The sequence below is a fragment of the Bradyrhizobium centrosematis genome (assembly GCF_045571495.1).
GTDB lineage: Bacteria > Pseudomonadota > Alphaproteobacteria > Rhizobiales > Xanthobacteraceae > Bradyrhizobium > Bradyrhizobium centrosematis.
The window spans coordinates 7,411,439-7,423,541 of sequence record NZ_CP120703.1; the positions used below are offsets into that span (position 1 = coordinate 7,411,439).

Annotated in this window: 13 protein-coding genes; 11 read left to right on the forward strand and 2 right to left on the reverse strand. The window is 64.9% G+C overall.

What is annotated here, in order from left to right; all coding sequences use genetic code 11:
- Positions 1–42: 42 nt before the first annotated feature.
- Positions 43–714: a DUF938 domain-containing protein gene (locus tag P6U31_RS34965; RefSeq protein ID WP_407186137.1), complete on the reverse strand. Its 672-nt coding sequence runs from the start codon at positions 712–714 to the stop codon at positions 43–45.
- 237 nt (positions 715–951) lie between these two features.
- Here P6U31_RS34965 and soxX point away from each other — a divergent pair, with 237 nt between their 5' ends.
- The 11 genes from soxX to P6U31_RS35020 all read left to right on the forward strand — a co-directional run bounded on the left by soxX (position 952) and on the right by P6U31_RS35020 (position 10,421).
- Positions 952–1,302 carry a sulfur oxidation c-type cytochrome SoxX gene (gene soxX / locus P6U31_RS34970; RefSeq protein WP_407186138.1) on the forward strand — a complete coding sequence of 117 codons (351 nt, stop codon included), beginning with the start codon at positions 952–954 and terminating at the stop codon, positions 1,300–1,302.
- 24 nt (positions 1,303–1,326) lie between these two features.
- The gene (gene soxY, locus P6U31_RS34975; protein WP_407186139.1) at positions 1,327–1,818 is read left to right on the forward strand and encodes a thiosulfate oxidation carrier protein SoxY; all 492 of its coding nucleotides are present in this window, start codon (positions 1,327–1,329) and stop codon (positions 1,816–1,818) included.
- 13 nt (positions 1,819–1,831) lie between these two features.
- On the forward strand, positions 1,832–2,143 hold the full coding sequence (soxZ, locus tag P6U31_RS34980) for a thiosulfate oxidation carrier complex protein SoxZ (protein WP_317241519.1): 312 nt from the start codon (positions 1,832–1,834) through the stop codon (positions 2,141–2,143).
- Positions 2,143–3,006 carry a sulfur oxidation c-type cytochrome SoxA gene (gene soxA, locus P6U31_RS34985; RefSeq protein WP_407186140.1) on the forward strand — a complete coding sequence of 288 codons (864 nt, stop codon included), beginning with the start codon at positions 2,143–2,145 and terminating at the stop codon, positions 3,004–3,006. Before soxZ ends, soxA begins: the two co-directional genes overlap by 1 nt.
- Positions 3,003–3,308, forward strand: coding sequence for a hypothetical protein (locus P6U31_RS34990; RefSeq protein ID WP_407186141.1), 306 nt, complete (start codon positions 3,003–3,005; stop codon positions 3,306–3,308). The genes soxA and P6U31_RS34990 overlap by 4 nt, the downstream gene beginning before the upstream one ends.
- Before the next feature lie 54 nt (positions 3,309–3,362).
- Positions 3,363–5,114: a thiosulfohydrolase SoxB gene (gene soxB / locus P6U31_RS34995; protein ID WP_407186142.1), complete on the forward strand. Its 1,752-nt coding sequence runs from the start codon at positions 3,363–3,365 to the stop codon at positions 5,112–5,114.
- Complete coding sequence (locus P6U31_RS35000; protein ID WP_407186143.1) at positions 5,111–5,521, forward strand: hypothetical protein; 411 nt, start codon at positions 5,111–5,113, stop codon at positions 5,519–5,521. Before soxB ends, P6U31_RS35000 begins: the two co-directional genes overlap by 4 nt.
- Before the next feature lie 310 nt (positions 5,522–5,831).
- Positions 5,832–6,869, forward strand: a complete 1,038-nt coding sequence (locus tag P6U31_RS35005; protein ID WP_407186144.1) for an MBL fold metallo-hydrolase — start codon at positions 5,832–5,834, stop codon at positions 6,867–6,869.
- 101 nt (positions 6,870–6,970) lie between these two features.
- Positions 6,971–7,129: a hypothetical protein gene (locus P6U31_RS35010; RefSeq protein ID WP_407186145.1), complete on the forward strand. Its 159-nt coding sequence runs from the start codon at positions 6,971–6,973 to the stop codon at positions 7,127–7,129.
- Positions 7,130–7,283: 154 nt separating this feature from the next.
- Complete coding sequence (locus P6U31_RS35015) at positions 7,284–8,492, forward strand: MFS transporter (protein WP_407186146.1); 1,209 nt, start codon at positions 7,284–7,286, stop codon at positions 8,490–8,492.
- A 210-nt stretch (positions 8,493–8,702) separates the two neighbouring features.
- A complete protein-coding gene (locus P6U31_RS35020; RefSeq protein ID WP_407186147.1) occupies positions 8,703–10,421 on the forward strand; it encodes an amidohydrolase family protein in 1,719 nt (572 codons plus the stop codon).
- A 280-nt stretch (positions 10,422–10,701) separates the two neighbouring features.
- On the opposite strand, the gene P6U31_RS35025 is transcribed toward P6U31_RS35020, so the two are convergent.
- Entirely contained in the window at positions 10,702–12,051 is a 1,350-nt protein-coding gene (locus P6U31_RS35025) for an MFS transporter (protein ID WP_407186148.1), read from the reverse strand.
- Positions 12,052–12,103: the final 52 nt, after the last annotated feature.

The window sequence follows — 12,103 nt, forward strand, 5'->3', positions numbered from 1 at the left end:
GCCTCGCCCGCAGGCGGGGGAGGGAGCGCACCGCCTTCGTAGCTAGCGCGAAAACACCAGCGTCAGGTTGTTCGCGGGCATCTCGATCGTGTCGGCGAGGCCGAGGCCGACCGCCTTCGCCAGCTTCTCGACGTCGACGACATCGCGCACGCCCCATTCGGGATTGCCTTCGCGCAAGGAGGTGTCGAACACCGCATTGCTGAGCGCGGTGTGCTTGCCGTCGCGCTTGAAGGGACCGTAGAGGAACAGCTTGCCGTCGGCGCGCAGATAGCGGCCGGCGCCGGCGAACAGGCCCTCCGCCACCGCCCAGGGCGCGATGTGGATGACATTGGCGCAGAACACGGCCGCAAGATTTGTCGGCCCCTGCCCGCTCTTCATCTCCGGACACCAGTCGGGATCGGTGAGGTCGATCCGCAAGGGTGAGCGAACGTTCGGCAGGCCGGCATGCACGCGCCAGGCCTCGATGCTCTTGAGGTGGCGCTGATTGAGGTCGCTCGGCCACCAGATCAGGGACGGCGTGTGGCGGGCGAAATGAACCACGTGCTGGCCGGTTCCGCTGCCGAGCTCGACCACGTTGCCGGTCCAGCCGGCAAGGTGCTTCTCCAGCGCTGCCCAGATCGGCTCGTGATTGCGGTGGAACGCCGGCGCATCGAGCCGCCCGTCCGGCTCGACCCGTCCGCCATCCTTGCCAAATTCGACGACATATTCAGCCAAGCGAAGTCCCCAGAATACGTGAAGCGGAACGGGAGGCCGCAAGGGCCAAACGCCCTAGAATAATCTGCTAGTGCCAGCCAATTGGATGAACGAACTATCTCATCGGTTGTGATAGGGAAGGATATTAACTCCATTTTGCTGCGTGCATAGTCTTGATTGTCAGGCGATGCCCTTTGTGCTTTTGAACCCCTATATTTCCGCGAACGAGATCATCGACATAACGCCCGGGACGATGCCTTGACCGCCTTTCCCTGCAAGCCTGCCATCCTGCTGGCGCTGGCCCTCTTCGTCGGCGCGGCTCCGGCACAGGCGCAATCCGCTGTCGCCGACGGCCGAAAGCTCGCTTTCGACCGCGGCAAGGGCAATTGCCTGACCTGCCACGTCATCCAGGGCGGTGACCTGCCGGGAACGATCGGTCCGGAACTGAAGGACCTCAAGGCCAAATACCCCGATCGCAACGAGCTCACTGCGATCATCTTCGACGAGACCAAGCGCAACCCGCAAACCATGATGCCGCCGTTCGGCCGGAACCGGATTTTGACCGAACAGGAGATCAGCGCGATCGTTGATTTCCTGCAGACGCTGTAACGGCCGGCTGCCAGGAGACCCGAGATGACCACGACCACCGGCCCGCTTGCGACAAGGCGCCTGATCCTTCAGGGCGCGGCCTGCGTCGCACTGCTCGGCCTTGGCAACCTGCCGTTCGCAGCCGCGCCGGCGCGCGCCGCGGCCAACGACAAATATCCGGAAGAGGCCTTCAAGCAGAAGAGCGAAGCCGACGCCATCAAGGCGCTCTATGGCAAGACCGCCGAGCCGTCCGACAAGGTCAAGCTCGATGCGCCCGAGATCGCCGAGAACGGCGGCGTCGTGCCGGTCTCGGTGACGACGACGCTCGACAAGGTGACCTCGATCTCGTTCTTCGTGGCCGAGAACCCGTTCGCGCTCGCAGCGTCCTACCGGATCGCCGACGGCACGATCCCGGCCGTCGCCAACCGGCTGAAAATGGCCAAGACCACCAACCTAGTCGCCATCGTCGAGGCTGACGGCAAGCTCTACAGCGCGACCAAGGAAGTGAAGGTCACCGTCGGCGGCTGCGGCGGCTAGGAGGATCGGTCCGATGGCATCAAGCATTCGCGTGCGCGCAACGTCCAACGGCGACATCACCGAGGTGCAGGCGCTGATCCAGCACCCCATGGACACCGGCCTGGTCAAGAATCCCAACGGCGAGTTGATCCCGGCGCACTACATCCAGCAGCTGAAGTTCGAATGTAACGGCAAGGACGTTTTCGTCGCCGATTGGGGCACCGCGGTCTCCAAGGACCCTTATGTCAAATTCAGCTTCAAGGGCGCCAAGAAGGGCGACGAGCTCAAGATTTCCTGGACCGACAACAAGGGCGCGTCGGATACGACCACCGCGAAGATCGCCTGATGAAGACCCGGTCTGCCCTCCTGCTTGGCTCGCTCAGCGCCGCGCTCGTCGCGTTCGCCCTCACCGCACCTCGCGTGGTCGCAGCCGACAAGATCGATCCCGTCACTGATGCCAAGGCGTTCCAGAACTTCTTCTTCCAGAAATTTCCGGACGTGAAGCACGAGGACTTCGTCAACGGTCCGTATTCCATGAATGCCGACATGAAGCGGCAGTGGCAGGAGAAGGAAGAATTCCCGCCTTACGAGTTCGCGCTCGATGCCGGCAAGGAGATGTTCGCGACGCCGTTCAAGAACGGCAAGACCTATGCCGACTGCTTCCCGAACGGCGGCATCGGCATCCGCCAGAACTATCCCTATTTCGATACTGCTGAAGGCAAGGTCGTCACGCTGGAGCTCGCGCTCAACCGCTGCCGCGAGGCCAACGGGGAAGCGCCCTACTCCTACGTCAAGGACGAGATGGCCTCGCTGACCGCCTACATGGCCTACACGTCGCGCGGCAAGCTGATGGACATCAAGATCCCCGATGATCCGCGCGCGCTTGAGGCCTTCGAGAACGGCAAGCGCTATTTCTATACCCGCCGCGGCCAGCTGAATTTCTCCTGCGCGAGCTGCCATGTGCAGAGCCCGGGCGAGCGCATCCGCGCCGAGACCCTGGCGCCGGCGCTCGGCATCCTGAACGCGATGCCGATCTACCGCTCCGAATGGAGCGGCATGGGCACGACCAGCCGCCGCTTCGTCACCTGCAACAGCCAGACCCGCGCGGTTCCGCTAGAGCCGCAATCGGACGAATATCGCGACGTCGAATATTTCCTGTCCTATGTCGCCAACGGCCTGCCGATCTCGGGCCCGGGAGCGCGGCCATGAAGCGGACACTTCCTCTCGCCATGCTGCTCGCGCTCGGCCTCGTGACCACGGCCCGCGCGGCGACCGAAGCAGACTTCAAGGCGGCCTACACCGCCGCCGAAGCCGCGTCCAAGGAGGCTGCCGGCCTGCGCAACCAATGGACCGTGACCGTCTCCGCGCTGGCGGCGGCGAAGAAGGCGGCCGATGGCGGCGATTTCGACCGCGCCATTGCCGCAGCCAAGGAGGCCGAGGCGCTGGCAAGGGCGTCGATCTTCCAGGCGAGGTCTGAAAAAGAAGCCTGGAAGGCGATGGAAATCCGCTAGACTGGGCCTTCCCTGGAACAGTCTCGCTATCATTGAGGCGCGGAGAATATTTGGATGGCGATCCGCCGCCGCGATTTCCTGAAATCTGCAGGCCTTGCCGCCGCATCGCTCAGTCTGCCGCGGCTTGCGCGCGGCACCGAGACCGCGAGCATTTACGACCTCGAGCGGTTCGGCAATGCGCGCATCCTGCACATCACCGACACGCATGCGCAGCTCAACCCGGTTTATTTCCGCGAGCCCAGCGTCAATATCGGCATCGGCGAGATGGCCGGACGGCCGCCGCATCTCGTCGGCCGCGCTTTCCTCGAACGTTTCGGCATCCGTTCCGACAGCGCCGATGCCTATGCCTTCACCTGCGTCGAGTTCGAGAAGTCCGCAGGCCGGTTCGGCAAGCTCGGCGGCTTTGCCCATCTGAAGACGCTGGTCGACCGCTTGCGCGCCGATGTCGGGGAGAGGCGTTCGCTCCTCCTCGATGGCGGCGATCTCTGGCAGGGCACCGGGCTTGCCAACGTCATGCAGGGCCGCGACATGGTCGAGGTCGCCAATCTGCTCGGCATCGAGGCGATGACCGGGCATTGGGAATTCACCTATGGCGAGCAGGTGCTGCGCGATAATCTCGAGCACTTCAAGGGCGAGTTCCTGGCGCAGAACGTCTTCCTGACCGAGGAAGCCGCCTTCAACGACGCCCCCGCCTTCGACAAGACCACGGGGCGCGTATTCAAGCCGTCTGTCGTCAAGGAGATCGGCAGCCATCGGGTCGCGATCATCGGCCAGGCCTTCCCTTACGTGCCGATCGCGCACCCCAAGCGGTTCACGCCGGACTGGACCTTCGGCATCCGCGAGGAGGAATTGCAGAAGCATGTCGATGCCCTGCGCGGCACCGACAAGGTCGATGCCGTCATCCTGCTGTCGCACAACGGCATGGATGTCGACCTCAAGCTCGCCAGCCGCGTCACCGGCATCGACGTCATCCTCGGCGGCCATACCCATGATGCCGTGCCGCAGCCGATTGCTGTGAAGAACGCCGGCGGCACCACGCTCGTCACCAATGCCGGCTCCAACGGAAAATTCCTCGCCGTGCTCGATCTCGCGATCGAGAAGGGCAAGGTCGGCGACGTTCATTATCATCTGCTGCCGGTTTACTCCGAGCTGCTGAAGCCGGATCCCGCCATGGCCGAGCTGATCGGCCGGGTCCGTGCGCCGCACGTCTCCGACTGGTCGGAGAAGATCGCGACGCCCGACCGCCTGCTCTATCGCCGCGGCAATTTCTCCGGACCGGTCGATGAGCTGATCTGCACCGCGCTCCGCACCGAGCTCGACACCGAGATCGCGCTGTCGCCGGGATTTCGCTGGGGCGTCACCGCGCTGTCCGGCCAGGCGCTGACCATGGAGGATCTGCTCGCGGAGACTGCGATCACCTATCCCGAGACCTATGTGCAGGAGATGACGGGAGCCCAGATCAAGGACGTGCTGGAAGACGTCTGCGACAACCTCTTCAATGCCGATCCCTATTACCAGCAGGGCGGCGACATGGTGCGCGCCGGGGGGCTCAGCTACACTTGCACGCCGGCAGAGACGATCGGCAGCCGCATCTCGGAATTGAAGCTCGATAGCGGCAAGGCGCTCAGCGCCAGCCACCGCTACAAGGTCGCAGGCTGGGCTTCAGTCAATGGCCAGCAAGGCGCGCCCGTGTGGGACGTCGTCGGCAAATATCTGCGCTCGGGCCGGATGTTTCCGGAGCGGCTCGGCTCCGGCGTGACGCTCAGGGGCGTCGAGGACAATCCAGGCATTGCGGGACCGGGATGACGCGGAGGCAGATCTTATCCGCGCTGCTGCTGGCGCCGCTGCTCCGGGGCGCGGTCCCAACCGCGTCGGCGCAACAGGTGCCGCTGCAGGACAAGCCGTTCGCCGAGCACAAGATCGTGCTGCAACTCTCCGACGGCGATGCCAAGAAGCAGGCGCTGGTGCTGAGCGTCGCCAACAACCTTCTGAAGGCCTACGCTCCCGACAAGATCGCGATCGAAGTGGTGGCGTTCGGTCCCGGCATCGACCTCTTGCTGTCCGGCAGCGAGCGTCGCAAGCAGGTCGAAAGCCTGATCGCGCAAGGCGTGCGTTTCGACATCTGCCTCAACACGGTGGAGACGATCGAGCGCGAGACGGGCACGCGGCCGGACTTCATTCCGGCGGCAACACCGGTACAGGTGGGCGTCTGACAGATCCTGTTCCTGGCGGAGAACGGCTACACATTGGTGCGGCCGTAGGGGCGTAAGCGCGCTCTCGCGCCACCCTCAGTGTCATTCCCCGCGAAGGCGGGGAATCCAGGACGCCGCGGCCTCTCCGTATCTCACGAACGTCGGTGGAATGCTGGATCGCCCGGTGAAGCCGGGCGATGACGGTGGTGGGCAGGGCGGCGCCCGGGCAATAAAAACCTTCTAAAATCTCTTGTCCACACAGTGAATTGCTTCTCCTTTTTGTCCCTAACGTAGTAGAATCCTCGAAGTCAGTTCCAAGCCGGGTCCTGCCATGATCTTTCGCCAGCTTTTCGACAGCGTTTCGGGCACCTACAGCTATCTGCTCGCCAGCCGCCCCGGCGGCGAGGCACTGATCCTGGATCCCGTGCTGGAGAAGGTCGACCGCTACTGCCAGCTGCTGCGCGAGCTCGACCTCAAGCTGGTCAAGGCGGTCGACACCCATCTGCATGCTGATCACGTCACCGGCCTCGGTGAGCTGCGCGACCGCACCCATTGCATGACCGTGATGGGCGACCAGACCAAGGCCGACGTGGTGGCGATGCGGGTCGCCGACGGCGACAAGGTGACGATCGAGGGCCTGTCGCTCGACGTGATGTACACGCCCGGCCACACCGACGATTCCTATTCCTATCTGATGGGCGATCGTGTTTTCACCGGCGACACGCTTCTGATCCGCGGCACCGGCCGCACCGATTTCCAGAACGGTTCTTCACGCGCACAGTACGATTCGATCTTCAACCGGCTGCTCAAGCTGCCGGACGAGACGATGGTGTTCCCGGCGCACGACTACAAGGGCGACACCGTCTCCACCATCGGCGAGGAGAAGCGCTACAATCCGCGGCTGCAGGTGCGCTCGGTCGACGAATATATCGAGCTGATGGCCAATCTGAAGCTGCCCAATCCGAAGATGATGGATGTGGCGGTGCCCGCCAACATGCGGGTCGGCCTGCATCAGGAGGAGTTGGAGAAGGAGGGCCGCGCGCTCAGCGCCGCCGAGGCGATCCGCGCGCTCGGCCGGCCCGACATCCTGCTGGTCGATCTGCGCGAAGCCAACGAGCGAGCCAAGCACGGCATGCTCGAGGGTTCGCTGCATACGCCCTATCCGTCCATCGAGGAGAGCCTCAAGCCGGGCGGCATGCTGCGCGAGGTCGCAGCGGCCACCGGCCGGCGCATCGTGTTCTTCTGCGCTTTCGGCGAGCGCTCGGCGATGGCGGTGGCCGCCGCCAAGGAGGCCGGGCTCACCAACACGGCACATATCGCGGGCGGCGTGGATGCCTGGAAGAAGGCAGGCGGGCCGCTCGTGCACTGACCGAGTGGCGTCATCCCCGATTTGCGATTCTTGCGCCAGGTCAGGAATCGCCCATATGTCCGGGGTAGGATCGGGTGCAGCATCACCATCCGGGACCAGCCATGGCCAAGATCGGCAAACCGAACGAGCCTCTCAAGCAGGCGGACGACAAGGCGAAGAAACCTCCGCCTCCACGCGCCACCGATGACGAGGACTACGAGGACGGCGACATCGCAACGCCCAAACGCGACCGCTATGGTCCGGATGACGAGCCGTTGTGAGGGTGTCGCCCCAAACCCCGCTGAACGACCGCGCGGAGGTGCCTCAACGCCCCTCACGTCCGCCTGCACTAGCTGCCATGCGCCTGCGTTCATGGACAAATAACCGCTCTCCCCGATAGTTTTCGCGCCTCTTGGGGAGTGAAATGGATCGCTAATGGTCGACGTTCTCGCCGCACCGCAGCAAGGCAAGGCGGACAGCGCGCTGCGCACGCTGACCGGAATCTCGATCGCGCATTGGGTCAGCCATTTCCATCTGCTGGTCCTGCCGATGCTGTTCCCGTTCCTGAAGGACAAGCTCGGCGTCGGCTATGTCGAGCTCGGCTTCTCGCTGACCACGCTTGCCGTCGTCTCGGGCCTGACGCAGGCCCCGACCGGCTATCTCGTCGATCATTTTGGCGCGCGCAAAATCCTGCTGATCGGTCTCGCGCTCGGCGGCTGCGCGCTGATCCTGCTCGGCCTGCATCTCAGCTACGCTTCGCTGATCGCCTGCGCCGTGCTGCTCGGCCTCGCCAACAGCGTCTATCACCCCGCGGACTATGCGATCCTCGCCGAGCATATGGACGAGGCCCGGATGGGCCGCGCCTTCTCGATCCACACCTTTGCCGGCTATCTCGGCGGCGCGGTGACGCCGGCGATCGTGGCCGCGCTGGTCACGGTCTCGGGCGGTGTCGGCGCGCTGATCGCTTCCGGTGCCATCGCCATCCTGGTGGCGCTGCTGCTGGTGGCGATGAACATTCCCGAGGCCGGCGCCCACAAGAAGAAGCCGGGCAACGAGAGCGCACCAAGGCAGGCCGTCATCACCCCGGCGCTGGTCACGCTGACCGCGCTGTTCATGCTGCTGAGCCTGTCGGTGGCCGGCATCAACAATTTCGGCGTGGTCGCGCTGATGAGCGGCTACGGCACTTCCTACTCGATCGCCAATGTCGCACTGACCGCGTTCCTCGGCGCCAGCGCCGCCGGCGTGCTCGCCGGCGGTTTCCTCGCCGATCATACCGAGCGCCACGGCTATGTCGCCGCCGCCTGCTTTGCCGCGAACGCGGCGATCGTGCTGCTGATCGCACTGGTGACGCTGCCGGGCTGGGCCTTGACCGCAACCATGACCGCCGCGGGCTTTCTCTCCGGCGTGATTGCCCCCTCGCGCGACATGCTGGTGCGCAATGCAGCGCCTGCCGGCGCTGCGGGGCGCGCCTTCGGCATCGTCTCCACCGGCTTCAATCTCGGCGGCATCGTCTCACCGCTGCTGTTCGGCTGGATCATGGATCAAAGCGCGCCGCATTGGGTGTTCGGCGCGTCCGTGATCTTCATGGTGGCGACGGTGGTGCTGTCGCCGTTCACGGAGCGGAAGCCGGCCAAGGCGAATTGAGCGGTCGATATCGCTACGAATTCAGCTGTCGTCCCTGCGAAAGCAGGGACTCATAACCACAGGGAGTAATTGTCGCGCGAAGCTGGTCACTCCGAGTCTTCGCCAAACCTTTCCTGGTGGTTATGGGTTCCGGATCTGCGCGCGCTCAAGGCGCGCTTGTCCGGGACGACGGATAGAGCAAAAGCAAAACAACAAAAGGGACGAAACATCATGAGCACCCCTGATCTGATCATCCGCGGCGGCACCGTTGCGGACGGCAATGGCGGCGAGCTGTTCGAGGCTGATGTCGCCATCAGCGGCGGCAAGATCAGCGAGGTCGGCAAGATCTCCGCGAAAGCACGGGAGGAGATCGACGCGCGCGGAAAGCTGGTGACCCCGGGCTTCGTCGACGTGCACACCCATTACGATGGCCAGGTCACCTGGAGCCACGACATCACGCCATCCTCCCAGAACGGCGTCACCACCGCGATCATGGGCAATTGCGGCGTCGGCTTCGCGCCGTGCAAGCCGTCCGACCACACAAGGCTGATCCAGCTGATGGAGGGCGTCGAGGATATTCCCGAGCCGGTCTTGAGCGCCGGCATTCCCTGGGCCTGGGAGAGCTTTCCGGACTACATGAACTGGCTCTCCAAGCGCGATTTCGACATCGATGTCGGCGCGCAGCTGCCGCATGCGGCGCTACGCGTCTATGTCATGGGCGAGCGCGGCGCACGCCGCGATCCCTCGACCGCGGAGGACAATGCGGCGATGGCCAGGCTCGCGGGCGAAGCGGTCCGCGCAGGCGCGCTGGGCTTCTCGACCTCGCGCACGCTCAATCACCGCACCTCGACCGGCGATTTCACGCCGACGCTGAAGGCCGGCGAGGACGAGCTCACCGCGATCGCCGGCGCGATGCATCGGCAGGGCCGCAGCGTGCTGCAATTCGTGCTCGATCTCTCCACCATCCAGGAAGATCTGCCGATGATGCTGCGGGTGGCAGATGCGACCCGCTGCCCGATCTCGTTCTCGATCACGCAGAACGACAAGGCGCCGAACCGCTGGCGCCAGACCCTGGATGAGATCAACGCGGCGGCCAGGCGCGGCCTCTCCATTACGGCGCAGATCGCGGCGCGCCCGGTCGGCCTCTTGCTCGGGCTCGAGCTGTCGCGCAACCCGTTCCAGACCCATCCGAGCTACAAGGCCATCGCGCATCTGCCGCTTGCGGAGAGGCTGGCGCGGCTGCGTCAAGCCGATGTGCGCAAGGCGATCCTGAGCGAGACGGCGACCGCCACCGACGATCCGCTGTTCTTCCGGCCCAATTACGACAAGATGTTCCTGCTCGGCGATCCCCCCGATTACGAGCAGCCGCCGGAGAACGCGCTGGGGCCGCAGGCCCGCCGGCAGGGTCGTCAGCCGGAGGAGCTCGCCTATGATGCGATGCTGTCCGACGAGGGCCGCGGCATGCTCTACGTGCCGTTCCTCAACTATTCCGACGGCAATCTCGACGCGACGCGCGAGATGCTGATCGACCCGCAATCGGTGCCGGGCCTCTCCGACGGCGGTGCGCATTGCGGCATCATCTGCGATGCCAGCTTTCCGACTTATCTCTTGACGCACTGGACGCGCGACCGCACGCGCGGCGAGAAGCTGTCGATCCCCTTCGTGGTCGCGGCGCAGTCGCGCAAGACCGCCCTCTCGGTCGGCCTCACCGATCGCGGCCTGATTGCGCCCGGTTACAAAGCCGACCTCAATGTGATCGACTACGACCGCCTGCACCTGCATCCGCCGAAGGTGCATTACGATCTGCCGGTGGGCGGGCGGCGCCTGTTGCAGGATGTCGACGGCTATGAGGCGACCATCGTCTCGGGCGTCGTGACGCGGCGGCACGGCGCGGCGACGGGGCAGCGGCCGGGGAAATTGATCCGCGGCGCGCAGGGAATGGCAAACTAGCGCGGCGTTGCCGCTTACCCTCCCCTGGAGGGGGGCTATCGCATATGAGTGCGGTTGCCTGTGGCGCATCCTTCGAGACGCCCGCCGTTGGCGGGCCCTCAGGATAAGGACCGAGTGCGTTTCGCTGGTTTCGACGGGCTCCGATGCCGCTTAGCCTCATCCTGAGGAGACCGCTGACAGCGGTCGTCTCGAAGGACGAGGCGCGCGCTCAGCTCGTGCAAAGAGCCACATGCGATTCCCCTGCCCCTCGAGGGGAGGGTAAGAAAGAGCGCGTCCGCCCTTACGTCGGCGACACCGCGCGCTTCAGCGGCGCGGCTTGCGAGGCGGCACCGCGAGTCAGCCTGGCCTTTTCCGTGTTCGGCCAGAGCAGGAGCAGGCCGAGCAGGCCGGAGCCGACCATGATCACGGCGTTGATGGTGAAGCCGCTCATGTAGCCGTCGAGCGTGCTGCCGGCGCGCTGGATCGTCGCGCCCATCACGGCCGGCGCGATGATGCCGGCGAGCGTGTAGAGCGCGCCGTAGATCGCGAGGACGGCGCCACGCTGCGATGTCGGCGTGAACTCGCCGAGCATGGGCGGGCAGACGACATAGATCGCCCCGCACAGGCCCGAGCCGACCACGAGCAGCGCAATCTGCAGTCCTGCGCCCTGAACATGCGACATCATCGCCAGGATCAGCCCGCCGATCACCAGCGGCACCGAGCCGAGCACGCCGCGTGCCATCCGGGTGTTGTAGCCGCGCGCCATCATCACTTGCGAGATCCAGCCGGTGAGGATGACGATGGTGGCGCCGAACACCCAGGGCAGGATCGAGATGAAGCCGGCCTGGCTCTGCGAGAAGCCGAGCCCCTTGACGATGAAGGGCGTGAACCAGGTCAGGCCGAGCGACAGCGCCCAATAGGCACCGAAGGTCGCCGCGACGCAGCCGATGAAGGTGCGCGAGGTGAGAAGCTGCAAGTAAGGGACCTTCTGCTCGCTCGCGGCCAGGACTTGCGTATCTTCCAGCGGCCCTTCCTTGCCGAGCGCGAGCCAGGCACAGACCCAGATCAGACCGACGACGCCGAGCGCGCCGAAGGCATAGTGCCAGGAATGATTGACGATGACCCAGTTCAGCGCGGGCACCGCGAGGATGACGCCGAACGCCGAGCCTTGCGACAGGATCGCCGTCGGCAACGTGCGCTTCTCGTCGGGGAACCATTTATAGATCGCGTGCGCGGCGACCGAGAAGGCCGGGCCTTCGCCGGCACCCAGCGCGATGCGGCAGATCAGCAGCGTGGTGAAGGAGACGGTGCCGACCATCGGAAACTGCGCCAGCGCCCAGATCACCGCGAGCGCCAGCAGCACCCAGCGCGTCGGCACCTTGTTGACGATGAAGCCGACCACGATGGCGGCGATCGAGAACAGGAAGAAGAACGAGGAGCCGAGCAGGCCGAACTGCTCCGGGCTGAGCTTCAGGTCAGTCATGATCGGCACGCCGGCGAGGCCGACGACGATCTTGTCGGCAAAGTTCACGACCATGAAGAGAAAGAGGAGAAACGTGACGGTCCAGGCGCCCTTCGGCGTTGGCTTTGCCGAACCCTTCAATTCCCCTGCCGTCCTGCCCGCCGCACCGGGCGTTCCCTGAGCGCTCATCGTTCTCCCCGCATGTCTTTTGGCACTTTTTTGATTTGGCCGTCTTGGGAGC